Source organism: Citrobacter pasteurii, from assembly GCF_019047765.1.
Lineage (GTDB): Bacteria > Pseudomonadota > Gammaproteobacteria > Enterobacterales > Enterobacteriaceae > Citrobacter > Citrobacter pasteurii.
On record NZ_CP077262.1, the window covers coordinates 4,130,923 to 4,155,132 of the forward strand.

The 24,210-nt window shown below is 52.8% G+C and carries 21 protein-coding genes; 10 read left to right on the forward strand and 11 right to left on the reverse strand.

Features of this window, described 5'->3' with window-relative positions; genetic code table 11:
- Window position 1 precedes the first annotated feature (1 nt).
- Window positions 2-1,666, reverse strand: coding sequence for a bifunctional 3-(3-hydroxy-phenyl)propionate/3-hydroxycinnamic acid hydroxylase (locus I6L54_RS20060; RefSeq protein WP_040232800.1), 1,665 nt, complete (start codon window positions 1,664-1,666; stop codon window positions 2-4).
- Window positions 1,667-1,857: 191 nt separating this feature from the next.
- Between I6L54_RS20060 and I6L54_RS20065 the strand changes: the two genes are divergently transcribed.
- The 3 genes from I6L54_RS20065 (at window position 1,858) to catA (ending at window position 3,945) form a co-directional block, all read left to right on the forward strand.
- Window positions 1,858-2,670 (forward strand): DNA-binding transcriptional regulator, encoded by an 813-nt coding sequence (locus I6L54_RS20065; protein ID WP_040232802.1) that lies wholly within the window; start codon window positions 1,858-1,860, stop codon window positions 2,668-2,670.
- A 135-nt stretch (window positions 2,671-2,805) separates the two neighbouring features.
- Window positions 2,806-3,117, forward strand: a complete 312-nt coding sequence (locus tag I6L54_RS20070; protein ID WP_040232803.1) for a putative quinol monooxygenase — start codon at window positions 2,806-2,808, stop codon at window positions 3,115-3,117.
- Between the two features lie 150 nt (window positions 3,118-3,267).
- A complete protein-coding gene (catA, locus tag I6L54_RS20075; RefSeq protein ID WP_040232806.1) occupies window positions 3,268-3,945 on the forward strand; it encodes a type A chloramphenicol O-acetyltransferase in 678 nt (225 codons plus the stop codon).
- A gap of 125 nt (window positions 3,946-4,070) precedes the next feature.
- Here the strand turns inward: catA and I6L54_RS20080 are convergent, their stop codons facing one another.
- The 4 genes from I6L54_RS20080 to I6L54_RS20095 all read right to left on the reverse strand — a co-directional run bounded on the left by I6L54_RS20080 (window position 4,071) and on the right by I6L54_RS20095 (window position 6,717).
- On the reverse strand, window positions 4,071-4,523 hold the full coding sequence (locus tag I6L54_RS20080; protein ID WP_040232903.1) for an acyltransferase: 453 nt from the start codon (window positions 4,521-4,523) through the stop codon (window positions 4,071-4,073).
- A 237-nt stretch (window positions 4,524-4,760) separates the two neighbouring features.
- Window positions 4,761-5,477 (reverse strand): YebC/PmpR family DNA-binding transcriptional regulator, encoded by a 717-nt coding sequence (locus tag I6L54_RS20085; protein WP_005127956.1) that lies wholly within the window; start codon window positions 5,475-5,477, stop codon window positions 4,761-4,763.
- Between the two features lie 431 nt (window positions 5,478-5,908).
- Complete coding sequence (locus tag I6L54_RS20090) at window positions 5,909-6,385, reverse strand: cold-shock protein (RefSeq protein WP_005127955.1); 477 nt, start codon at window positions 6,383-6,385, stop codon at window positions 5,909-5,911.
- An 86-nt stretch (window positions 6,386-6,471) separates the two neighbouring features.
- Window positions 6,472-6,717: a YmjA family protein gene (locus tag I6L54_RS20095; protein ID WP_005127954.1), complete on the reverse strand. Its 246-nt coding sequence runs from the start codon at window positions 6,715-6,717 to the stop codon at window positions 6,472-6,474.
- A gap of 406 nt (window positions 6,718-7,123) precedes the next feature.
- Here I6L54_RS20095 and I6L54_RS20100 point away from each other — a divergent pair, with 406 nt between their 5' ends.
- Entirely contained in the window at window positions 7,124-7,900 is a 777-nt protein-coding gene (locus I6L54_RS20100; RefSeq protein ID WP_005127953.1) for an MBL fold metallo-hydrolase, read from the forward strand.
- An 18-nt stretch (window positions 7,901-7,918) separates the two neighbouring features.
- Complete coding sequence (locus I6L54_RS20105; protein WP_005127948.1) at window positions 7,919-8,869, forward strand: GlxA family transcriptional regulator; 951 nt, start codon at window positions 7,919-7,921, stop codon at window positions 8,867-8,869.
- On the opposite strand, the gene I6L54_RS20110 is transcribed toward I6L54_RS20105, so the two are convergent.
- Entirely contained in the window at window positions 8,866-9,474 is a 609-nt protein-coding gene (locus tag I6L54_RS20110; protein ID WP_040232807.1) for a class I SAM-dependent DNA methyltransferase, read from the reverse strand. The two genes, I6L54_RS20105 and I6L54_RS20110, sit on opposite strands and share 4 nt — an antisense overlap.
- A gap of 154 nt (window positions 9,475-9,628) precedes the next feature.
- Between I6L54_RS20110 and I6L54_RS20115 the strand changes: the two genes are divergently transcribed.
- Both I6L54_RS20115 and I6L54_RS20120 read left to right on the forward strand, forming a co-directional pair.
- Window positions 9,629-10,723: a LacI family DNA-binding transcriptional regulator gene (locus tag I6L54_RS20115; RefSeq protein ID WP_137378459.1), complete on the forward strand. Its 1,095-nt coding sequence runs from the start codon at window positions 9,629-9,631 to the stop codon at window positions 10,721-10,723.
- A 106-nt stretch (window positions 10,724-10,829) separates the two neighbouring features.
- Window positions 10,830-13,907 carry a beta-galactosidase gene (locus I6L54_RS20120; RefSeq protein ID WP_040232810.1) on the forward strand — a complete coding sequence of 1,026 codons (3,078 nt, stop codon included), beginning with the start codon at window positions 10,830-10,832 and terminating at the stop codon, window positions 13,905-13,907.
- A gap of 100 nt (window positions 13,908-14,007) precedes the next feature.
- On the opposite strand, the gene prpE is transcribed toward I6L54_RS20120, so the two are convergent.
- The 4 genes from prpE to prpB all read right to left on the reverse strand — a co-directional run bounded on the left by prpE (window position 14,008) and on the right by prpB (window position 19,586).
- On the reverse strand, window positions 14,008-15,894 hold the full coding sequence (gene prpE, locus I6L54_RS20125; protein WP_040232812.1) for a propionate--CoA ligase: 1,887 nt from the start codon (window positions 15,892-15,894) through the stop codon (window positions 14,008-14,010).
- Between the two features lie 40 nt (window positions 15,895-15,934).
- Window positions 15,935-17,386 carry a bifunctional 2-methylcitrate dehydratase/aconitate hydratase gene (locus I6L54_RS20130; RefSeq protein ID WP_040232814.1) on the reverse strand — a complete coding sequence of 484 codons (1,452 nt, stop codon included), beginning with the start codon at window positions 17,384-17,386 and terminating at the stop codon, window positions 15,935-15,937.
- Window positions 17,387-17,426: 40 nt separating this feature from the next.
- Window positions 17,427-18,596, reverse strand: coding sequence for a bifunctional 2-methylcitrate synthase/citrate synthase (prpC, locus tag I6L54_RS20135; protein ID WP_005127933.1), 1,170 nt, complete (start codon window positions 18,594-18,596; stop codon window positions 17,427-17,429).
- 108 nt (window positions 18,597-18,704) lie between these two features.
- Complete coding sequence (prpB, locus tag I6L54_RS20140) at window positions 18,705-19,586, reverse strand: methylisocitrate lyase (RefSeq protein ID WP_005127932.1); 882 nt, start codon at window positions 19,584-19,586, stop codon at window positions 18,705-18,707.
- A 252-nt stretch (window positions 19,587-19,838) separates the two neighbouring features.
- Here prpB and prpR point away from each other — a divergent pair, with 252 nt between their 5' ends.
- Window positions 19,839-21,434, forward strand: coding sequence for a propionate catabolism operon regulatory protein PrpR (gene prpR, locus I6L54_RS20145; protein WP_005127931.1), 1,596 nt, complete (start codon window positions 19,839-19,841; stop codon window positions 21,432-21,434).
- 48 nt (window positions 21,435-21,482) lie between these two features.
- Here prpR and yahO read toward each other — a convergent pair whose 3' ends face one another.
- Window positions 21,483-21,758: a DUF1471 family periplasmic protein YahO gene (gene yahO / locus I6L54_RS20150; RefSeq protein ID WP_040232817.1), complete on the reverse strand. Its 276-nt coding sequence runs from the start codon at window positions 21,756-21,758 to the stop codon at window positions 21,483-21,485.
- A 273-nt stretch (window positions 21,759-22,031) separates the two neighbouring features.
- Between yahO and I6L54_RS20155 the strand changes: the two genes are divergently transcribed.
- The gene (locus tag I6L54_RS20155; RefSeq protein WP_040232821.1) at window positions 22,032-22,664 is read left to right on the forward strand and encodes a LysE family transporter; all 633 of its coding nucleotides are present in this window, start codon (window positions 22,032-22,034) and stop codon (window positions 22,662-22,664) included.
- Between the two features lie 88 nt (window positions 22,665-22,752).
- Entirely contained in the window at window positions 22,753-24,141 is a 1,389-nt protein-coding gene (locus tag I6L54_RS20160) for a diguanylate cyclase (RefSeq protein ID WP_005127928.1), read from the forward strand.
- Window positions 24,142-24,210: the final 69 nt, after the last annotated feature.

Below are 24,210 nucleotides of genomic sequence, written 5' to 3' on the forward strand. Positions count from 1 at the left end.
ATCAGGCGACCTTTTCAATGGGAACAGCGGCATTGGCGCGGGTGAGGGTCATCACCGATGCCAGTTTATTCAGGGTGCTGCCCAGAGTTTGCGGAATAGCGATGGCGGCTACGAAGCGGTCCGGGCGAATCACCACCAGCGAAGCGTTGTGCCGGGCAAACCACGTGCGCAGGCGGTTTTGCGTATCGCCAATGCGGATAACGCCGTCATGGTTATCCTGAGCAGTGGCAATCTGCGTATCCGGTACCACCTGGATAAACCGCGTGCCCAACGCCTGCCACTGTTGGATCTGCGCCTCGCTCATGCCCCACCGCGGGTTACAACCCCAGCTAATCACCGCGAAATTCGGCCCAATGACGTTATCGAGCAGCGTCACGTCGCCGGTTTCCAGCGTCACCTTCGGCTGGATAAACATCTTGCCGACCGGAGAAGTTTTCGCGTCGCCCTCACGCACCAGCGCCCCGGAGTGGTATTGCGGCATCGGTTTAAAACGCATTTCAAGGAAGTAGCGTTTGACCGGTGGAAGGTAGTTCAACAACCAGGAGACTCCGTCGCGCACCGCGCCGTGCCAGCGTTTCGGCGGTGCCAGTACGTTGCCTGCGGTCACGGAGAGATCGATCATCGCTTTGGCGTGGTCGCGGCGTTCCTGCTGGTAGGTATCCAGCAGCGCATCTCCAGCTTTGCCGTTAATTACCAGCGCCAGTTTCCACGCCAGATTGAAAGCATCGCGCATGCCGCTGTTGTACCCCTGCCCCTGCCAGACCGGCATAATGTGCGCCGCGTCGCCGGCCAGCAGCACACGGTCAATGCGAAAACGTTCGGCCAGGCGGGCGTTATGGGTATACACACGCTGGCGGATCAGCTCAACGTTATCCGGGTTCGGCAATACTTTGCTCAACAGCTGGCGCATATTTTGCGGCTCGCTGAGCTGCGCTTCGGTTTCTCCCGGCATCACCATAAATTCAAAGCGGCGCACCGCGTGCGGCAGCGCGGCGGAGACATACGGACGCACCGGATCGCAGCACAGATACACATGCGGCGTGCTGAGCGGATCGTTGGCGATATCCACCACAATCCACTGATTTGGCGCGGTTTTTCCTTCAAATGGCACATTCAGCGACCGTCTGACGTTGCTACCGCCGCCGTCGCAGGCCACCAGCCACTGGGCTTTCACCGTTTCGCGTGGGCCGTCCGGGGCTTTCAGATTCAGCGTTACTTCACCGTTCTGTTGGCTGAAGGCTTCCAGTTCGCGGGAAAACAGGCAGCGCACGTTGGGAAAACGCGACAGCCCTTCCAGCATCACCGCGTCCACCTGTGGCTGAATAAACGCGTTGCGCCGCGACCAGCCAAATTCGTCGGTCATCGGCTGGATATCGGCAAAGCAGCGGCCTTTCGGCGTAAGAAAGCGCATCGCGTGCCATGGCGTGGTATGCGGTAGCACGTTTTCGACCAGACCGACGGACTGCATGGTGCGCAGCGCTTCATCGTCAATGCCGATGGCACGTGGATAGTCGATCAGTTTGTCGAGTTTCTCCACCACCAGTACCTCAATGCCCATCTGGCCCAGATAGTTGGCCATCATCAGCCCAACCGGACCGGCTCCGGCAATCGCTACCTGTACAGTGTGCTGTACAGCGGGTTGGATATCCGGGTTTATCGTTGTCATTTCAGAACCTCACTACTCGGACAAAACGCAATTGCAGACCCTGGCGAGGCGCAATTCGTCTTGTTAAAAAGATGTAAATAATTTTTTATTGTGCGGTCAGTATAGGAATGAGTTTTTGCGCTACAATCAAAACATGCCTGGATGTGCACTAAGTGCACCACGTTGTTTTACCTGTAGATTTGTCAATAAATATGAAAAATGACGACGGTACCGAATACAAAACCGTACGCGGATTAACGCGCGGATTAATGTTATTAAATATGTTAAACCGGCTCGATGGCGGAGCCAGCGTTGGCCTGCTGGCTGAACTGAGCGGCCTGCACCGCACTACGGTCAGGCGACTGCTGGAAACGTTGCAGGATGAAGGTTACGTCCGACGCAGCCTGTCCGATGACAGCTTTCGTTTAACCATTAAAGTCCGCCAGCTCAGTGAGGGATTTCGTGACGAGCAGTGGATTTCTGCGCTGGCTGCCCCGCTGCTGGGAGATTTGCTGCGCGAGGTGATCTGGCCGACCGACGTTTCCACGCTGGATGTGGACGCCATGGTGGTGCGTGAAACCACCCACCGCTTCAGCCGCTTATCGTTTCACCGGGCGATGGTCGGGCGTCGATTGCCGCTGCTGAAAACCGCCTCCGGCCTGACCTGGCTGGCATTTAGCCCGGAGAATGAACGTCAGGAACTGATTGAAATGCTGGCCTCACGACCCGGAGAAGAATTCCAGTTGGCGCGCGAGCCACTGAAGCTCAATGCCATCCTGACCCGCGCGCGGAAAGACGGCTTTGGCCAGAACTATCGCGGCTGGGATCAGGAGGAAAAAATCGCCTCCATCGCCGTCCCCATTCGCAGTGAACAGCGGGTGATCGGCTGCCTGAACCTGGTGTATATGGCCAGCGCGATGACCATCGAACAGGCTGCGGAAAAACATCTTCCAGCCTTACAAAAGGTGGCAAAACAGATAGAGGACGGCGTCGAGTCACAGGAGATTTTGGTTGCCGGGAGGTGATGTGGATCACAGTTATACGCCTCACCTGATGGATAGCTGGAATGATTCACTCATCAGCCGATATCACGCGGTGTCATCTTGCTTAAATGATATCTTCATTGCAGAGTGTGCATTCATTTTCTGCCAGGGGGCTACATGTTAAAGGTCATTGCTGAAGATTTTATAAAACCTGAATATATTGAAACCGTTCTCCCTTTGTATCGTGAACTCATATCCGCCACAAAGAAAGAACAGCGCTGTCTTGCTTATGACCTCTATATTGATGAAAAAGATCCTGGGCATTTTATTTTTATAGAAGAATGGCCAAACCACGCGGCGCTCGATGAACATTGTGCGAGTGAGCATTTCAGACGACTTGTGCCGTTAATCGATCAATACACGCGCAAAGAAGCACGTTACATATTGATGAATGACATCGTAAATCCAGGGGCTCAAAGTCTCTTGTGAAGAGGCTTTAATCTTTCCTCCTGTATAAGGATACGCTACTCTCTAAAAAATGCGTTCGCTGGTAACATGCTTCGGGACATGCAACTTGATTACGTCATAGAAAGACTTAGGCTAAAATATGATATTTGATTGCAAATCAAAGGATAAAAAGTGAAAAAAACGACTCCAGAATATACGACTGTTGACTTGTCTCGTTGGCCAAGGAGAGAGCATTTTGAGGTATTTCAGTCTTTTGCTCAAAGTACAATTAACCAAACTGTTCTGTTAGACATTACCGCAGTACTAAAACATATAAAAGAGATTGGCTGGAAATTTTACCCTACTATGATTTTCCTCCTTGCTAAAGTTGTCAACAAGCATACTGAATTCCGTATGGCCATAAAGAACAATGAGCTTGTCATATGGAATGAAATTCATCCAAGCTATACCATTTTCCATAATGAAACTGAGACTTTTTCATCATTATGGAGCCGCTACGATGGCAATATTCATCACTTCCAAAACACTTATTCAGAAGACGTTGCACGCTATTGTCATAATCTTTCTTATTGGCCGAAGGGGGAGTCTCCGGAAAATATATTTTTCGTATCGGCTATCCCTTGGGTCAGTTTTACCAGTTTTAATATCAACATTGCGAACATGCAGAACTTTTTTGCCCCCATGTTCACTCTTGGGAAATACTATGAACAAGATGGGAAAGTGGTGTTACCTCTCGCCGTTCAGGTACATCACTCCGTGTGCGATGGATTCCATTTAGCACGACTAATTAATGAACTACAGGAAATGAGTCATGACCTACGGCACCATTCGGAGGAACGCAACGTCTGATGCAGCAGACGTTTCTTTATATGGCGTGAGCAGCAATAATAGTCGCCATGCCTGCAAACAAGAGGAGTCGACATGAACGGTCTGGGAAGAACATAAATTTGGGTTCGCAATGGCAAGGGTAATACTTAAAGCTTTCGCAAAAGTCTGGCCGGATTGCCAGCATACACGCCTTTTATCAGTACGGGTTTTATTACCACACTACCGGCACCAATCACCGCACCACTGCAAATTTCCGTTGTTAAAATTGTGGCGCCACTGCCCACCGATACTGCGTTACCTAATACAATATTAATCCAGCTTTTTGCAGAAGCGTCGGGACTTCCGCTCTTGAAAAGATCGTTAGCAAAGGTCACGCCATGCCCTATAAAGCAGTCCTCGCCTAAGGTAACGTTCTCACAGATGAAAGTATGGGACTGCACTTTAGTTCTATCGCCTATGACGCATCCCTTTTGTATCTCAACAAATGGTCCGACAAACACATCATGGCCCAGGTTGCATTCATAAAGATTCACAGGCATGACTATTGTGACATTCTTACCTTGTTTTACGTCACGAATACCACTTTCAATAATATTCATATCAGCACTGTCCTTACTCAAGATAATACGCTTCAGTATTGAAGACATGAACTTGCAGGAGCTCCTTTGCCATTTATTATCAGATAGTTTAGGCCAGGAATTTCAATTGATGCGTTTCTTTTAGCGATAGTGTTTTTATCTATTTGTTATAATCAACACATCTTATCAGACATGTTGATTATAACAAACTTACAATTTATAAAATCTGCCATAATGACAGATTTATTTATTTTATAATTAGAGATTTGCAACGTTATGATATACTTTTTGAACATCATCATCATCTTCAAGGGCATCAACAAGTCCTTCAAAGATTTCTAAATCTTCTGGTGAAAGTTCAACTTCTGATTGAGCTATCATTTCTAATTCTGTGGTTGAGAATTCAGTAATCCCAGCGGCTTTGAGGGCTGCAATTCCTTTATGAAGGTCTGTAGACTCAGTATAAATAATGATATTGCCTTCTTCTTCGGTGACATCACGAACATCAACTTCAGCTTCAAGCAAAATTTCAAAAATATGGTCAGGGTCAGTGCCTTTAAATACGATCACACCAGTATTGTCAAACATGTAGCTGACAGAACCTGCCGCCCCGATATTCCCGCCTTTTTTATTGAAGATTGAGCGAATATTAGCAATCGTGCGGTTAACGTTTGAAGTCAGGGTTTCAGCGATAATCATGGAACCACTTGGACCAAAGCCTTCATAACGCCCTTGCATGAACGTTTCGTCGCTGCCACCTTTGGCTTTATCAATAGCTTTATCAATAACGTGCTTTGGAACCTGGGCTTGTTTCGCACGTTCAATAACGAATTTTAAAGCTGTGTTTAATTCCGGGTCTGGTTCACCTTGTTTAGCCGCAGCATAGATTTCCACGCCGAATTTGGAATATACTTTAGACGTTGCACCGTCTTTAGCCGTTTTTTTACCAACAATATTGGCCCATTTACGTCCCACTGGAATAGTCTCCTCGAAAATTTATTTACATAACGGGCAGGTTAATAAGTTGCCTGTTTTCCCCGCCATATTATATCACCATATGTAAATTCTCGTCTATGAAAAATAAAAAAATCCAAACTTTACGGAGTGTTACTTTAATTTCATCAATAATTAACATTATGGATAAGTTACTACATAACTTTCTGCTGATTTTTCTATTTTTATTTTTAACACTGGCGCTGCAGCAATAATAGATAAGACAAGAGAATCAAAAGTAATAATCCCGGCAAAGTACTACTTTCACTTTTTATATAAAACGTTCACATCTGCTTCTGACACAAAGCAGCTTATGTGCCCACATACCTACCCGATCTGACTGAATGCAAAAAAAACCGAAACCCTGCTTTTGAAAAGAGCAGCGTTTCGGCATTCATTCACTCTGAAGGACGTCAGACTTTCAGCAGCTTCACCGTCTCGTCGATGTCGATTTCATCTTCCGAGAAGATCAGCGTCGTGCCCTGGAAGGTAGTGATCGCCAGCTTTTTCAGTGTGCGCATTTCGCCAGGCTTCACGTCTGATTTCGGTCGGATGCTGTTCATCAGCACGCCGACAGACAGCACCGCGTTCTCTTTGTCGATACGGGTTTCAACCGGCACGTCTTCGCTGTACACCAGGTAAGACTTGATTGCCGTGAGCTTCAGGCGCTCGCCTGCGATATAGATGTACTTGCTGTCGGGTATGACTTTCACCGCATAGGCAGACAGGCCTTTGTTGTTGGTGGTGGGTTCAAAAGTCACCGCTGCGTCTTTCTTGATCAGCTCAGGATTAGCAACCTTAATCACATGAAAATAGCGGTTGTCGCCGTTTTCATCTTTGATAAATCCAAAGCCTTTATCTTTAAACCACGTTGTGATTGTTCCGTTCATTGCTGTTTCCGCCTGATTAAACCGAATACTCGTAGAGTATACCTACTCAATTTGCGCGCAGTGTAAAACACAGGCCCCGTCTTTGGCTACTCGTTACCCCAGCGATTGAGGAACTCCGCGATATCATCAATACGCTGTGCGTCGACGCCGGCCACAGTTGCCATCTCCTGCTGCGCGTCTTCGCTGATCTCTTCGTTGTTCATCAAACGGGTGATCAACTGCTGGAAGTAGTGCGCCAGCGCATCGCGTTCGGCATCGCTCACCGGCTTTGCAGCCTCGGTCGCGTACTCATCAGCGATATCATAATATTTTAGCGGAATGTCGTTGTTCATCAGGTGCTCCGGGGTAAATGCCTGTGCCAGCAGTTGCCTGCCGCGTCTGGGGCGAATGATAGCATTGTTATTTCATGGTTCGCGATCTGTTTCCTGGCTGTAATGTGTTGCATATATCAACAATATTGTCTGGAGCCACTTCGCATTTAATTAATCCTCCTGAATTAAAATGACTGTTTCTTTATTCAGTTCGGTATAATAGCTGCAGATTAAATAATGCAGAAAAAAGGAAAGTAGACGTTTATTAATTTAGATAATGAGACAGTGATTAAACGCAATAAATAACGTTCTCTGCAGGCTGGATGCGATTGGCCCAATCCCATCGTTAGTCGCCCATTTGCCCACATTCATCTTCTGGATAACACTCTACGATGACACCACTGACCCAACACGCAGAGCGCACACCATGAACATCACGCAAATCCGTAACGCTACGCAGCACATCACCTTTGGTGGAATGACTTTTCTGGTCGATCCTATGCTGGCCGCGAAAGGCGCATATCCGGGTTTTGCCGGAACAGCACGTGCCGAAATTCGCAACCCAACCGTCGATCTGCCCATCGACATTGATACCCTGCTTAATGTCGATGCGCTGATCGTCACCCATCTGCATGAAGACCACTGGGATGAAGCTGCGGCGCGCATCGTGCCGAAAGATAAACCAATCTATGTGCAAAATGACCATGATGCACACGTACTGCGGGAGCAGGGTTTCACACAACTCACCGTGCTGACGCAAAATACCGTGGTCGGCGCTATCACTCTACGTAAAACCGGCGGCCAGCACGGCTCAGATCGCGCCTATGCCATTCCACAAATGGCAGAGCGCCTGGGTGATGCCTGTGGCGTTATCTTTATGCATCCGGCGGAAAAAACGCTGTATCTGGTCGGGGACACCGTCTGGCGCGACGAGGTGGAAGCCAACATGCATACCTTCCAGCCAGGCGTGGTGGTTCTGAACGCGGGTTTTGCCCACGTCATCGGTTTTGGCCCAATTATCATGGGCGCGGAAGATGTGCTGAAAACCCACTTCACCTTACCCGAAGCACAAATTGTGGCGACCCATATGGAGGCGATTAACCATTGTCTGTTGACCCGCGCGACACTGAAAGAGTACGCCCGCGACAACCAGATTGTGCAATATGTCAACGTGCCGGAAGATGGTGAAACCCTGACATTTTAATTTCTACAAAGGAATCGTATGCAGCCGCTTAACGTCGCCATTGTTGCCGTGGAAGATTTCAGCCCGTTTCACTTCTCGGTGCCGTGCATCATTTTCAGTGACAAAATGGCGGCGAAAAAGCGCTTTGAGGTGCAGATGTGCGGGGAAAAACCGGGCATCATCTCTTCGCAGGATGGTTTCTCCGTTACCGCAACCCACGGCTATGACGCTCTGGAGGCTGCCGACATCGTGGTGATCCCTTACTGGGGCACCACCGCGCATCGTCCGCCACAAAGCCTGCTTGATGCGCTCAACCGCGCGCGACAAAACGGCGCGCAGATTGTCGGGCTGTGTCTGGGCGCGTTTGTCCTCGGCTATGCGGGGTTACTGGATGGTAAACGGGCGGCTACGCACTGGGAGTTCGAGCAGGATTTTCAGGCGCGCTTTCCGGCGGCCCAGTTGGATATCAACGCACTGTACGTGGATGACGACGGCATTATTACCTCAGCAGGTACCGCCGCCGCGCTGGATTGCTGTCTGTATGTCATCCGTCAGCGTTTTGGCAGCACGGTGGCGAATCAGATTGCCCGACGGATGATTGTGCCACCGCATCGTGAGGGCGGTCAGGCGCAGTTTATCGAACAACCTGTAGCGAAAAATACCCAGGATCAACGCATCAACGCCCTGCTCGACTATTTGCGCCAACATCTCCACGAACCGCATAATCTCGACGTTCTGGCGCAGCGGGTGATGATGAGTCGTCGCACTCTCACCCGTCATTTTATGAAGGCCACCGGGTCGAGCGTGGCCGAATGGCTGATTACCGAGCGCCTGCGCCGCAGCCAGATCATGCTGGAGTCCAGTCAGTTACCCGTTGAACGCATCGCCGAACAAGTTGGTTTTCAGTCGCCCGTCACCTGGCGGCAGCATTTTAAATCCCGCTTCGGCGTCAGCCCGGCTGAATGGCGTAAAACTTTTCGCGGCGATTAACCTCTTTTTTGCGCCAGCCAGATGGTGTGCCCGGTACAGTGCGGATCTTCCATCACCCTCTCAATCACCGTAAAGTCGTGCGCCGACAGCAATGCGTGGTACTCATCAGGCGCGAGGCTGGCATGAAACAGCGGCTCGCCCTCAAATTGTCCCATAGCGATGCCGTTGTCCGTGCCGCTGGTAAACATCAGCGCGCTGCCGGGGTGGCTGAGGCGGTCAAAAATGGGGAACATCTTTTGCTGGTCCAACTGGGTTAAATGGAAAAAACTGTCCCAGGCGATCAGACCGTCGAATGTCTCGTTAAGGGCCAGCTCGCGCATATCCTGCTCCAGCCAGCGCTGTGCGGGAAAAGAGTGCCGCGCCCGCGCCAGCATTTCCGGGGAACCATCAACCCCCGTCAGTTGAAAACCTTGCTGGATAAAATAACCCGCAATCGGCTGACCGTTTCCGCAGCCAATATCCACAATATGGCCCTGCCCGCCCATCACCGCGATGAACTTATCCAGCCAGTTTTTTTCAAACAGCGCGCGCGAACGCTGGCAGGCAAAAGCCTCAGCATGGCGTCGGTAGATGGACAGAATATTATTTGCCGCAGAGTCGCTCACGATGTCCTCACTTTTTATTCCGTTAAGCTTAACGACGATAAATCCTCCAGCACACGATCCGCAACCCTGGAATGCGCCTCGCAGAACCTATGCGTAAATCCCCCAAAACCGTCCCGCTGTGGCATCATAGCGCGCAGATAACGTCATGACAGGGGTGATAAACGTGAAACCGGTAACGCTATACGATGTCGCAGACCATGCAGGCGTCTCTTACCAGACCGTCTCACGCGTCGTAAATCAGGCCTGCCACGTTTCCACAAAAACCCGACAAAAAGTTGAGGCCGCGATGGCGGAGCTCAATTACATTCCTAACCGCGTCGCGCAGCAACTGGCAGGCAAACAGACGCCGCTGATTGGCGTCGTGACGGCAAACCTTGCCCTGCACGCCCCCTCGCAAATCGTTGCCGCCATAAAATCCCGCGCCGACCAGTCAGGCGCCAGCGTGGTGATCGCCATGGTTGAGCGCAGTGGCGTTGAGGCGTGTAAAGCCGCGGTACACAACCTGCTTTCTCAACGCGTAACCGGGCTTATCATCAACTATCCGCTGGATGAAGAAGATGCCATTGCCGTGGCCGCCGCCTGCGGTACGGTGCCGGTAATTTTTCTCGATGTCTCTGACCAGGCGCCAATTAATAGCGTCGTTTTCTCCCATGATGACGGCGCACGCCTCGGCGTTGAACATCTTGTACAGCATGGACATCAGCGGATCGCCCTGCTGAGCGGGTCGCACACTTCGGTTTCGGCAAGGCTTCGCCATGCGGGGTGGCATAAATATCTGGCTCACTACCAGCTACGTCCCATTGCAGAACGTGAAGGTGACTGGAGCGCCATGTCCGGCTTTCATCAAACCATGCACATGCTTAACGACGGAATCATTCCAAGCGCTATGCTGGTCGCCAACGATCAAATGGCGCTGGGCGCAATGCGGGCAATCAGCGAGTCTGGGCTGCGAGTTGCAGCGGACATCTCCGTGATCGGCTACGACGACACCGAAGACAGCGCCTGCTACATCCCGCCGCTGACCACCATCAGGCAGGATTTCCCCGCTCTCGGACAGACCAGCGTTGACAGGCTGTTGCAGCTTACGCAGGGTATGTCCGCCCCCGGCAATCTGCTGCTGCCGGTCACGCTGGTCGAACGGAAAACCGTACTGCCGCCTGCCACACAAACTGTCACGCCTCAGGTGCTGGCGGAGTCGTTGATGCAACTGGCGCGTCAGGTATCTCTGCTGCCATCCGGTAAACGCTAATTACTGTGAGTCAGTTCACCCATTAAACCCGCCCGGCTTTACAGCGTCTCACCGCACGCCTTATGTTTATTAAATTGTGAGCGAATAACAAACATGAGATACCGCTATGACTCTGAGCTCGGACTCACTCGCCGCCGTACTGACGCGCCGTGACTGGGAAAACCCCGGCGTCACACAGATAAACCGTCTGGAGGCACATCCGCCGTTTTGTAGCTGGCGCTGCGTGGATGATGCCCGTAACAACCGACCCTCACCCCAACGAATTTCGTTAAACGGCGAGTGGCAGTTCGCCTGGTTTGTCGCACCAGAGGCAGTGCCAGAAAGCTGGCTTGAGCATGATTTACCGCAGGCCGTTGCCCTCTGCGTGCCGTCTAACTGGCAGATGAGCGGTTATGATGCGCCAATCTACTCCAATATCACCTATCCGTTCCCGGTCAATCCGCCCTCTGTTCCGACGCAGAACCCCACAGGATGTTACTCGCTCACATTTAGTGTCGAAGATGCATGGTTAGATGAGGGTCAGACGCGCATTATTTTTGACGGCGTGAACTCCGCGTTTCATCTGTGGTGCAACGGTCGTTGGGTCGGCTACGGTCAGGACAGCCGCCTGCCGTCTGAATTCGATCTTAGCGATTATCTGCTGCACGGCGTAAACCGCCTGGCCGTCATGGTGCTGCGCTGGAGCGATGGCAGCTATCTGGAAGATCAGGATATGTGGCGCATGAGCGGCATCTTTCGCGACGTTTCTTTGCTGCATAAACCCACAACGCAAATTCGCGACCTGCGCATTAATACCCGTTTTAACAGCGACTTCAGCCGCGCCACGCTGGCAGTGGAAGTCAGAGTGGGGGGCAACGCGAGCGAAGATTTACGCGTAGCCCTGCAATTGTGGGAGGGAGAAACGCTCACAGCCGAAACGACTTCCCCACTCGGCAGCGAGATTGTTGATGAACGCGGCGCTTATCACGAACGCACTACGCTGCGCCTCAACGTTGAACACCCGGCGTTGTGGAGTGCCGAAACGCCTAATCTGTACCGCGCCGTTGTGCAGCTACATACCGCTGACGGTACGCTGATTGAAGCCGAGGCCTGTGACGTCGGCTTTCGTCAGGTTTGCATTGAAAACGGACTGCTGTTACTCAATGGTAAGCCGCTGTTGATTCGCGGTACCAACCGCCATGAGCACCATCCGATCAACGGTCAGGTGATGGATGAGGCGACGATGGTGCAAGACATCATCCTGATGAAGCAGAATAACTTCAACGCCGTACGTTGTTCGCATTACCCAAACCACCCGCAATGGTACACCCTGTGCGATCGTTACGGCCTGTATGTGGTGGATGAGGCCAATATCGAAACCCACGGTATGGTGCCCATGAATCGCCTGAGCGATGACCCAACATGGCTTCCCGCCATGAGCCAGCGCGTCACGCGCATGGTACAGCGTGACCGCAATCACCCAAGTATCATCATCTGGTCGTTGGGCAATGAGTCCGGTCACGGCGCGAACCACGACGCGCTGTATCGTTGGCTGAAATCGGAAGATCCCTCTCGCCCGGTGCAGTACGAAGGCGGCGGTGCGGATACCGTAGCCACCGACATTATTTGCCCGATGTACGCCCGCGTCGATCAGGATCAGCCCTTCCCCGCCGTCCCCAAATGGTCGATTAAAAAGTGGCTGTCGATGCCCGGCGAGCAGCGCCCGTTGATCCTCTGCGAATATGCTCACGCGATGGGTAACAGCCTCGGCGGCTATGCCAAATACTGGCAGGCATTCCGCCAGTATCCGCGTCTGCAAGGAGGATTCGTCTGGGACTGGGTCGATCAGTCGCTCATTAAATATGACGACAACGGTAATCCGTGGTCCGCCTACGGCGGGGATTTTGGCGACACGCCTAACGATCGTCAGTTTTGCATGAACGGACTGGTGTTCGCCGATCGTACCCCACACCCGGCGTTATACGAGGCCAAACATGAACAGCAGTTTTTCCAGTTCACGTTACTGCCGGGCGCTGAACGCCAGATTGAAGTGACCAGCGAATATCTGTTCCGCCGCAGCGATAACGAAGTTTTGCACTGGTCTATTGCCCAGGACGGCAACCCGCTGGCCGCCGGAGAAATCGTTCTGGATATCGCTCCACAGGGTCGCCAGGTGATTACCCTGCCAGATGTCCCGATGCCAGAAACCGCAGGTCAGCTGTGGCTGACGGTTCGCGTGGAACAACCCCAGGCTACTGCGTGGTCAGACGCCGGGCATATCAGTGCCTGGCAGCAGTGGAAGCTGGAAGAGAAACTCAGTCTGGCGCTTAAACCTCGCGCCAGCACAGCGCCACAGCTGACGACCCGCGATGACACGTTTACGGTAATCGTCAGTGATAAACGCTGGGAATTCTGCCGCCGTACGGGCTTACTGACGCAATACTGGCTGGCCGAAAAAGCACAGCTGTTAGCACCGTTAATCGATCAGTTTACCCGCGCGCCGCTGGATAACGACATCGGCATCAGCGAAGTAACCCGCATCGATCCTAATGCCTGGGTCGAACGCTGGAAGGCCGCAGGCCATTACCATGCTGAGCCATGGCTATTGCAATGCGAGGCCGAAGCGCTGTCAGACAGCATCCTTATCACCACCGCGCATGCCTGGCAGTATCAGGGCAAAACGCTGTTTGTCAGCCGTAAGTCGTACCATCTCGACGGTCACGGCGAGATGCAGATTACAGTGGATATCGATGTGGCCAGTGGAACGCCGCACCCGGCGCGTATCGGTCTGAGCTGCCAGTTGGCACAGGTGGCTGAACGGGTGAACTGGTTAGGCCTTGGGCCGCATGAGAACTACCCGGATCGCCTGAGCGCTGCCTGTTTTGATCGTTGGGATCTGACGCTGGATGAGATGTATACGCCGTACGTCTTCCCGAGTGAAAACGGCCTGCGCTGCGGGACACGCGAATTACGCTACGGGGAGCATCTGTGGCGTGGTGACTTCCAGTTCAACATCAGCCGTTACAGCCAGAAGCAACTGATGGAAACCAGCCATCGCCATCTGCTGCAGCCTGAAGCCGGAACATGGCTCAACATTGACGGTTTCCATATGGGCGTCGGCGGGGATGATTCGTGGAGCCCTTCAGTGTCGCCGGAATTTCAGTTGAGCGCAGGGCGCTATCATTATCAGTTGAGTTGGCGCTAACCACGTTGCTTTTGCCGGATAGCGCCGCTTCGCGGCTTATCCAGCCTACGGTGCGCGGTTTCGTAGGCCGGATAAGGCGAAGCCGCCATCCGGCAACGCCCTACTCCTCGATCGCCTGACGGATTTGCTGTAACGATGTCGGATCGTCAATGGTGGTCAGATCGCCAGGATCGCGGCCTTCGCAGATCGCCTGGATCGTACGCCTGAGCATTTTTCCGGAGCGTGTTTTCGGCAGTTGTGACACAAACCAGACATGTGCCGGACGGCCAAAGTTACCAATCTGGCTGTCCACCAGCGCCATAATCGCCTTCTCTTCAGAATGCGCAATGTCGCGGTCTTCCAGACTGTCACTCTGCTTTGGAATGACAAACGCGACGGCCACCTGCCCTTTTAGCGCATCTTTCACCCCCACTACCGCTACCTCAGCAACGTTCGGATAGCTGGAGATACTCTCTTCTATCTCGCGCGTGCCCAGCCGGTGTCCGGCGACATTGATCACGTCATCTGTACGCCCCAGAATGAAGTAGTAACCGTCGTCGTCACGAATGCCCCAGTCAAAAGTGGCGTACACCTGACGGGAGAACAGCGACCAGTAGGTATTCACAAAGCGTTCGTCATCGCCCCAGATGGTCTGAATACAGCCCGGCGGCAGCGGCCCTTCAATCACCAGCATGCCCTTCTCATTTGCCGCACAAGGTGCGCCAGTCACTTCATTGAGGAGTTGCACGTTGTAGCCGTACATCGGCACGCCAGGACTGCCCAGGCGCGACGGTCGGTCGTCCAGCCCGCGGGCAATCGCCATAATCGGCCAGCCAGATTCGGTCTGCCAGTAGTTGTCGATAACCGGAACACCCAGCGTTTGGGTTACCCAACTGGCGGTCGGTTCATCCAGCGGCTCGCCGGCCAGATACAGCACCTCCAGCGAGGAGAGATCGTGATTGCGGATTTGCGCGGTCGGAAATTTCTTCAGCACGCGGATGGCGGTCGGGGCCGAGAACATCCGGCTGACCTGATACTTCTCAACAATTTTCCACCATACGCCGCAGTCCGGATACGTTGGCAACCCTTCGTACACCACCGTCGCCATCCCCGCCAGCAGCGGGGCATACACGATATAGGAATGTCCCACCACCCAGCCAATATCTGACGCGCAGAAGAACACGCCGCCCGCTTTACCACCAAAAATGGTGTCCATTGAGGTTGCCAGCGCTACCGCATAGCCGCCCACATCACGCTGCACGCCTTTCGGTTTACCGGTTGTTCCGGAGGTATAGAGAATGCAGGAGGTTTCATTCGATTCCAGCCAGACCACCGGCACCCGCGCGCCGAGATGCTGTTGGCGCAGGGCGGCAAAGTCGAGGTCACGCCCCTCGACCCGCGCCATTTTCGCCAGACCACGATCGACCAGCACCACATGACGCGGCTGGTGCTGCGCCTGCTCGATCGCATCATCGAGCAGCTTTTTATACGCCACGATCTTGCCCCCGCGCGCCCCGGCATCCGCCGAGACGATAACCACCGGTCTGGCGTCGTCGATGCGCGCCGCCACGCTGTGCGATGCGAAGCCGCCGAACACCACCGAATGGATCGCCCCAATGCGCGCACAGGCCAGCAGCGTAATGTGCGCCTCGGCGATCATCGGCATATACACCAGCACCCGATCGCCGCGCTGTACGCCCAGCGACAACAGCATTGCCGCCGCGACGTTTACCTCGTCATACAACTGACGAAAGGTAAACGTGCGTTCTTCTTCGGTTTCGGATGACACCGCAATCAGCGCCAGCGCCTCGGGCTGTTTCTCCAGCCAACGGTCGATGGCGTTATGGCACAGATTAGTCGTCCCGCCACAAAACCAACGAGCAAACGGCGGATGACGATGATCCAGTACCTGAGCAAACGGCTGCTGCCAGTCAATACGCTGGGCCTGCTCGGCCCAGAACGACTCCGGTTGCGTAATCGAACGCTGATAAAAATCGCTATAAGACATAATGCTCTCCTGTTGAACTTACGCCTTGCTGCACGCTGGTTTAAATAATGAAGAGATCCATATACTCATTGACCGGCATCTGCTCCAGGCGAGTTCTGTCCAGGGAGACATCCAGGATGCGCTGCTGCTGACGGGTCGGGAACTGACGCGCCAGGTTGATTTTGAATTTTTCGACCAGTTTCGGCATGCCGTCAGTACGACGACGCGCGTGGCCGATAGGATATTCCACCACCACTTCTTCAAAGCGTGAACCGTCGGTGAACTCCAGGGTGATGGCGTTGGCGATGGCGCGTTTTTCCGGATCGTGGTAATCGGCGGTAAAGGCCGGATCTTCGAAGCAGTTGATCTTCTCGCGCAGGGCATCGATGCGCTTGTCCTGCGCCACGCCGTCTTCGTAATCAGCCGCGGTTAAGCGTCCGAACAGCAGTGGGATAGCCACCATGTACTGAATGCAGTGATCCCTGTCCGCTGGGTTATTCAGCGGGCCTTTTTTATCGATGATGCGGATACAGGCTTCGTGCGTACGAATGGTGACTTTTTCGATATCCGCCGCCGTTTTACCCGCCGCCTGCAGTTGTTCATACAGCGTCATCGCCGCTTCAACCGCTGTTTGTGAGTGGAACTCTGCCGGGAAGGAGATTTTAAACAGCACGTTTTCCATCACGTATGAGCCGTACGGGCGCTGGAAGCGGAACGATTCGCCTTTGAAGTAGACGTCGTAAAAGCCCCAGGTTTTCGCCGTCAACGCGGATGGATACCCCATCTCACCGGTTTTCGCCATCAATGCCAGACGTACTGCGCGCGAGGTCGCATCGCCTGCTGCCCAGGATTTACGCGTGCCGGTATTCGGGGCATGGCGATAGGTGCGCAGCGACTGTCCGTCGACCCACGCCAGCGACACCGCATTGAGGATCTCATCGCGGGTCAATCCGAGCATTTCGGCAACAACGGCGGTCGAGGCGACTTTCACCAGCAGGACGTGATCGAGTCCAACGCGGTTAAAGGAGTTTTCCAGCGCGATACAGCCCTGAATTTCGTGGGCTTTAATCATGCCGGTCAGCACTTTTTTCATGGTTAACGGTGCTTTTCCCGCCGCCACCGCATTGCGTGACAACCAGTCAGCTGTCGCCAGAATACCGCCGAGGTTATCGGAAGGATGACCCCACTCAGCGGCAAGCCAGGTATCGTTAAAGTCCAGCCAGCGGATCATCGCACCGATGTTAAACGCCGCCTGCACCGGGTCAAGCTGGAACTGGGTGCCAGGTACGCGCACGCCGTTCGGTACCACTGTACCTGGGACGACCGGCCCCAGCAGTTTTTTACAGGCCGGATATTCCAGCGCTTCCAGGCCGCAGCCTAAGGTATCAAGCAGGCAATAATGCGCGGTGTCATACGCCACCTTCGAGGTGATCTCGTAGTTCATGACGTAATCAACAATATCAACGATTTCACGGTCAAATTCCGGGCGGACGTTCGAAATATGTGCGGACATAGGGTACATTTCCTGTTTTTTATCTTTAGAGGTTTTTGAATTAGCAACGTTTTTCAATCGGGACAAATTCGCGATCTTCCGGGCCGGTGTAATTGGCGGAAGGACGGATAATTTTATTGTCCTGGCGCTGTTCGATGATGTGCGCCGCCCAGCCGGTGACGCGGGCGATAACAAACAGCGGGGTGAACATTTCGGTGGGAACGCCCATCATGTTGTAAGAGACCGCCGAGAACCAGTCGAGGTTGGGGAACATCTTTTTCGTTTCCCACATTACGTCTTCCAGACGGTCGGCGATGTTGTACATTTTCAGCGAACCACCTTCCTGAGAAAGCTGTTTCGCCACGCGCTTGATCACCTGATGGCGCGGGTCGGCGATGGTGTAAACCGGATGACCAAAACCAATCACCACTTCTTTGTTTTCCACGCGTTTACGAATATCCGCTTCGGCTTCGTCCGGCGTTTCGTAGCGCTGTTGGATCTCCAGCGACACTTCATTCGCCCCGCCGTGTTTCGGTCCACGCAGTGCGCCAATCGCGCCGATAATCGCGGAATACATATCGGAGCCGGTCCCGGCAATCACGCGGCTGGTAAAGGTGGAGGCGTTAAATTCGTGTTCGGCGTACAACACCAGCGAAATATGCATCGCTTTTTCCCAGCTTCGCGACGGCTTGTCGCCATGCAGCAGATGCAGGAAGTGACCGCCAATGGAATCATCGTCAGTTTCCGGCTGAATACGCTCGCCGTTATGGCTGTAGTGATACCAGTACAGAAGGATCGAACTGAGCGACGCCAGTAGCTTGTCGGCAATATCGCGCGCGCCAGAGACGGTATGACCTTCTTTTTCCGGCAGCGTACAGCCCAGCGCGGAGACGCCGGTGCGCATCACGTCCATCGGATGCGAGGCGGCAGGCAGCGCTTCCAGCACAGTGCGCACGTTAGCGGGCAGTCCGCGCAGCGCTTTGAGTTTGCTTTTATAGGCGGTGAGTTCATCGCGGGTAGGTAATTTCCCGTGGATCAGCAGATGCGCGACTTCTTCAAATTCGCACTGCTGCGCCAGGTCGAGAATATCGTAGCCACGATAGTGTAAATCGTTACCGCTTTTACCGACGGTACACAGCGCGGTATTTCCGGCGGCAACGCCGGACAGCGCAACCGATTTTTTAGGTTTAATGACATGGGTACTATTTTGCAGGATCGTTGTGTCGCTCATGTTGTCCTCGTCATTATTGTAATGTGTAGGGTGCTGAGGGTGTGCGAGTAGGCCTGATAAGGCGCAGCCGCCATCAGGCAATGCTGGATGGCACTACGTTTATCCGGCCTACTTTTTGGTGTACAGCGCGTCGAGTTTCTCTTCGAACTGGTAGTAATTGATGCTTTCGTACAGTTCGTTGCGCGTCTGCATAATGTCGATCACACTCTTTTGCGTGCCTTCCTGGCGCAGCACGTTGTAAACTTTTTCCGCAGCACGGTTCATGGCGCGAAAGGCCGACAACGGATACAGCGCCATCGCGACGTTCGCACTGCGCAATTCATCGGTGGTGAACAGCGGCGTAGCGCCAAATTCGGTAATGTTGGCGAGGATCGGCACCTGCACCGCGTCGGCAAACTGGCGGTACATCGCAAGCTCGGTGATGGCTTCCGGAAACAGCATGTCCGCGCCTGCTTCGACATACGCCTGGGCGCGATCGATGGCAGCCTCTAACCCTTCCACCGCCAACGCGTCGGTTCGCGCCATGATGACAAAATTAGGATCGGGACGTGCATCCACCGCGGCGCGGATCCTGTCGACCATCTCTTCTTTAGAGACGATCGCTTTGTTCGGGCGATGACCGCAGCGCTTGGCGCCGATCTGATCTTCAATATGCAGCGCGGCAGCCCCAGCTTTGGAAATCGACTTCACGGTACGCGCCACGTTGAACGCTGACGATCCAAACCCGATATCTGCATCCACCAGCAGCGGCAGCGGGCAAACATCAGTAATGCGACGAATATCGGTCAGCACATCATCAAGGGTAGAAATACCAAGATCCGGCAGACCCAGAGACCCCGCCGCGACGCCGCCGCCGGAGAGGTAAATCGCCTGATACCCGGCGCGTTGGGCCAGCAGAGCGTGATTGGCGTTGATGGCGCCAACAATTTGTAATGGATTTTCTTTGCTGAGCGCGGCGCGAAACGCCAGCCCTGGGGAGTGTAGAGACATATCCCGTCCTCTTGTTATCAACTTGTTATCATTAGTTGATTTACTTAAAGCAAGGGGTATGCCAAAGACCTTAATTTTTAATCAATTTATACATTCACCTTCAAAAACAATACATTAAAATCAATTGCTGTATCTTTATTGTACAAAAGCGTGTCAGCTATCGTTTCATGAAACTGGCCTTAACGTTTCATTGCAACATTTATGAAACACAACTAAACCCTAATACTCGGTTCCTTACTTTTTGGGTTGGTTATGGCTGATACGCATCTTCCGCCGCGGGTGAACGACGACAAACCGGTTATCTGGACGGTTTCGGTCACCCGCCTGTTCGAACTGTTTCGCGACATCAGCCTGGAGTTCGACCATCTGGCGACCATCACCCCTATTCAGTTGGGTTTTGAAAAAGCGGTCACCTATATCCGCAAGAAACTGGCTACCGAGCGTTGCGATGCGATCATTGCGGCGGGTTCCAACGGGGCGTATCTGAAAAGCCGTTTATCGATCCCGGTGATCCTGATTAAACCCAGCGGATTTGACGTGCTCCAGGCGCTGGCAAAAGCAGGAAAGCTCACCTCGTCGATTGGCGTCATTACCTACCAGGAAACTATCCCTGCGCTTCTCGCCTTTCAAAAGACCTTCAATTTGCAGCTTGAACAGCGCAGCTATATCACTGAAGAAGATGCTCGTGGGCAAATCAACGAATTGAAGGCCAACGGTACACAAGCGGTAGTCGGCGCGGGGCTGATTACCGACCTGGCAGAAGAAGCGGGTATGACCGGCATCTTTATCTATTCAGCGGCTACCGTGCGCCAGGCCTTTGTCGATGCGCTGGATATGACGCGCCTGACGCTGCGGCGAAACGGTCAATACGCTTCTGGCGATACGCTGCGCACCCGCTATGCACTGGGAGATATGCGCGGTCACTCTGCTCAGATGGAACAGGTGCGGCACACCATAATGCTCTACGCCCGTTCGCGTGCGCCGGTGCTGATTCAGGGCGAAACGGGTACGGGGAAAGAGCTGGCGGCACAGGCCATTCATCGTGAATATTTCACCCGTCAGGAGAATCGACGCGGTAAACCCTCACCGCCGTTTGTTGCCGTCAACTGCGGGGCGATCACCGAATCCTTACTGGAAGCGGAGTTGTTCGGCTATGAGGATGGTGCTTTTACCGGCTCACGGCGGGGTGGACGCGCGGGTCTGTTTGAAATCGCCCACGGCGGGACACTGTTTCTTGATGAGATAGGTGAAATGCCGTTGCCGCTACAAACCCGGTTGCTGCGCGTACTGGAAGAAAAAGAGGTCACCCGGGTAGGCGGACATCAACCCATTCCGGTAGAGGTACGGGTGATTAGCGCCACGCACTGCAACCTGGAGCAAGAGATGAAACAAGGCGAGTTTCGTCGCGATCTGTTTTATCGCCTGAGCATTCTGCGCCTCAAACTCCCCCCGCTACGCGAACGGCTACCCGATATTTTACCGCTGGCGGAAGGCTTTTTAAAACAGTCACTGGCGGAATTGGATGTGCCATTTTCTGAGCCTGTGCGTAAAGGACTAGGGCTCAGCCAACATATGCTGCTGAATTACAACTGGCCGGGGAATATTCGTGAGCTGCGCAATATGATGGAGCGTCTGGCATTATTTTTAAGCGTCGAGCCACAACCAGAACTTAACGTCCATTTCTTGCAGCAATTATTGCCAGAGCTGGCGATTGTCGCCGAAATACCCCAGATATCATTATCACTGACGCCACAACAGGTACTGGCACAATTCAACGGTGATAAAACAGCGGCGGCACGATATCTCGGTATCAGCCGAACCACGTTTTGGCGCAGGTTAAAAGAATAACCCGCCAGTACAGAGGCGGGCGGGTACTTTATCTTTCAATGCAGCGTATTATTTTTTCTTGTAGATATTGGCGGTGCCATGGATTTTATTATCCGTTTGACCGGACGTTAATACCACAACATCGGCGCCTTTCTCTTCGGCTTTCTTCAGCAGCTCTTCTTTGGCATCTGCGACAGAAACTTCATTACTCGTTGAGATATCACCGATTTTTGTGTACTGCGACTCAACCTTTTCAAACTCAAGTTTTGTCATAAATTCCGCTGCATATACGTTGGTCACGACAAAAGCTAATGCACCAATAAGTACTTTAATTCCAGTTTTCATAGACCAGCTCCAGGTTTTGTTATGACGCCATCATCGATCCCTGAACATGAGATAACGCGATTCAAGGATGATTAATAACTAGTCCAGCCTGGATAAAAAATCCACACTCGGCATAAATATATAGAAATTTTGCGGCACAGAAAAAACCGCCCATCGAGTATCAGCGCAGCAACCGGTTCAAAGTTTCAATAGCCAGTGTGAGTTGATCCTCAGAACAACCAGCTCGCTGAAATTATAGTGTTAACTTTATGAATATTTGAGGAATGGTTGCCTATGGAACCGCTACACGCCGTCGTGCTCACCGTCAGCCTGTTTGTTTTAACCTTTTTTAACCCCGGCGCGAACCTGTTTGTGGTGGTGCAAACCAGCCTGGCGTCAGGGCGACGCGCGGGGGTGATGACCGGTCTGGGCGTGGCACTGGGCGATGCGTTCTACTCCGGGCTTGGCCTGTTTGGTATGGCGACGCTTATCACCCAATGTGAAGAGATATTCTCACTGATAAAAATCGTCGGCGGTGTCTACTTACTGTGGTTTGCCTGGAATAGCATACGCCATCAGGCGACACCGCAAATGCCCACGTTACAGCAGCCGATCTCCGCCCCCTGGTATGTATTCTTTCGTCGCGGGCTGTTAACGGATTTATCCAATCCGCAAACCGTACTGTTTTTTATTAGTATTTTCTCGGTCACCTTAAGCGCAGAAACCCCGACCTGGGCCAGGCTGATGGCATGGGCAGGCATTGTGCTTTCTTCTGTGATCTGGCGTATTTTTCTCAGTCAGGCGTTTTCTCTTCCTGCGGTGCGTCGTGCATATGGTCGCATTCAGCGCATTGCCAGCCGGGTAATTGGCGCCATTATCGGCGTCTTCGCCTTAAGGCTGATTTATGAAGGTATTTGCCATCGTTAATGCGTAAAGAGAGTTTCACTTGACCATCGTGACGTAATTGTCCGTAATACCGCCTGAATTTTTCAATCACATTTTGAGTGGCTGTGAGATGGAACAGGTTGATCCCGTAAATGACACATTACTCCTTACAGAATGGCGGGCGCTAATACGCCAGACATCCCCTGACGTTCATACGATCCTCACAGGGTTAAGCGACGATGAGATCCGCCATTTAGTGACCGTTTTTTATGACTACATGCTCTCTCATGCGGAGAGCGCGTTGTTTCTGAATACGGAGCAGGTCAGTACGCGACTGAGCGGCAGTATGTTTGACTGGTTGCGCAGCGTGCTCGGCAGCGCATATGGAGACCTCCCGCGCTTGCTGGCAAAACAGCGTGAAATTGGTGTGGTACACGCCCGTATCGGCCTGCCTATCGATCTGGTTAACCGCGGTGCGCGTAAGCTAAAAGAAGAGCTGTATCAGTTGCTGAAAAGTAAGGCAGACTACTCTGTCAGCCTGTTGACCGATGCTATCTGTTTCAGCAGTCTGGCGATGGACACTGCGCTGGAGGCCATGACCGTTTCCTACTCTCCGAGCTATCAAAACTCGCTGCACACGCAGGAGCAGTATCGCCTGCAGACCATTTACGACGACGTCAACGTCGAGCGCGAACGGCAAATCCGTTCGTTTACCGATTGGGAAAATCAGTTTATCTACAACATTGCGACCGGATTACCGTCCGGCGATCTGGTATTCCTGGCGGACTCAGATTTTGGTATGTGGTTCTCCCATAAAGGAAAACACATTCTTGGCAGCGGTAATCTGCTGGCAGAAATGGAATCCGTGATCGCTGAAATCGATAACCGTCTGACACAGGCACTCTCGAATCAGCAGCAGCCTGGCGAAACCGAACGGATGAGCTTATTGCAGGATGTCCGACAGCTCTCGGCCAAAATCCATTTTCTCCTCGCCTCAATGTTTGAAGCGCTGGTCAAACAGGAAAATGGCAAAGATTCGCTGACCCAGCTGCTTAATCGCCGCTTTATCCCAACTATTATGCGCCGTGAAATCTCGCTGGCGTTACATTCACGAAAACCCTTTACCCTGGCAATGCTGGACATTGATTATTTTAAGCAGATCAACGACAGCTACGGACATAATACTGGCGATATGACGCTGAAAAACGTCGCGGCCGTTATTTATGAGCACATCCGCAGTAGCGATTACGTATTCCGCTATGGTGGTGAAGAGTTTATGATCCTGCTGGTCGAATCAGACGAATCTCAGGCCTCGATTATTCTGGAAACACTGCGCAAGAAAATTGCCGAGCTGCGTATCGCCGCTTCCATGACTGAATCCTTCTCTATTACCGTCAGTATCGGCGTTGCCGAATATGACTATCACCCCGACTACAAACAACTGGTTGATAAAGCCGATCGCGCGCTCTATCTGGCAAAAAGCCATGGCCGTAACCGCGTAGAAACGTACCGGGAATGACTGTCGTCCCTCACAGATAAATAAATACCCCGTTCAGGGTATTTATCTGACCTGTGATAAATATCGTGC

Coding starts and splice junctions, on each gene's coding strand:
- I6L54_RS20060 (WP_040232800.1), bottom strand. CDS start 1,666: ATGACAACGATAAACCCGGATATCCAACCCGCTGTACAGCACACTGTA.
- I6L54_RS20065 (WP_040232802.1), top strand. CDS start 1,858: ATGAAAAATGACGACGGTACCGAATACAAAACCGTACGCGGATTAACG.
- I6L54_RS20070 (WP_040232803.1), top strand. CDS start 2,806: ATGTTAAAGGTCATTGCTGAAGATTTTATAAAACCTGAATATATTGAA.
- I6L54_RS20080 (WP_040232903.1), bottom strand. CDS start 4,523: ATGAATATTATTGAAAGTGGTATTCGTGACGTAAAACAAGGTAAGAAT.
- I6L54_RS20090 (WP_005127955.1), bottom strand. CDS start 6,385: ATGAACGGAACAATCACAACGTGGTTTAAAGATAAAGGCTTTGGATTT.
- I6L54_RS20095 (WP_005127954.1), bottom strand. CDS start 6,717: ATGAACAACGACATTCCGCTAAAATATTATGATATCGCTGATGAGTAC.
- I6L54_RS20100 (WP_005127953.1), top strand. CDS start 7,124: ATGAACATCACGCAAATCCGTAACGCTACGCAGCACATCACCTTTGGT.
- I6L54_RS20105 (WP_005127948.1), top strand. CDS start 7,919: ATGCAGCCGCTTAACGTCGCCATTGTTGCCGTGGAAGATTTCAGCCCG.
- I6L54_RS20120 (WP_040232810.1), top strand. CDS start 10,830: ATGACTCTGAGCTCGGACTCACTCGCCGCCGTACTGACGCGCCGTGAC.
- prpE (WP_040232812.1), bottom strand. CDS start 15,894: ATGTCTTATAGCGATTTTTATCAGCGTTCGATTACGCAACCGGAGTCG.
- I6L54_RS20130 (WP_040232814.1), bottom strand. CDS start 17,386: ATGTCCGCACATATTTCGAACGTCCGCCCGGAATTTGACCGTGAAATC.
- prpC (WP_005127933.1), bottom strand. CDS start 18,596: ATGAGCGACACAACGATCCTGCAAAATAGTACCCATGTCATTAAACCT.
- prpB (WP_005127932.1), bottom strand. CDS start 19,586: ATGTCTCTACACTCCCCAGGGCTGGCGTTTCGCGCCGCGCTCAGCAAA.
- prpR (WP_005127931.1), top strand. CDS start 19,839: ATGGCTGATACGCATCTTCCGCCGCGGGTGAACGACGACAAACCGGTT.
- yahO (WP_040232817.1), bottom strand. CDS start 21,758: ATGAAAACTGGAATTAAAGTACTTATTGGTGCATTAGCTTTTGTCGTG.
- I6L54_RS20155 (WP_040232821.1), top strand. CDS start 22,032: ATGGAACCGCTACACGCCGTCGTGCTCACCGTCAGCCTGTTTGTTTTA.
- I6L54_RS20160 (WP_005127928.1), top strand. CDS start 22,753: ATGGAACAGGTTGATCCCGTAAATGACACATTACTCCTTACAGAATGG.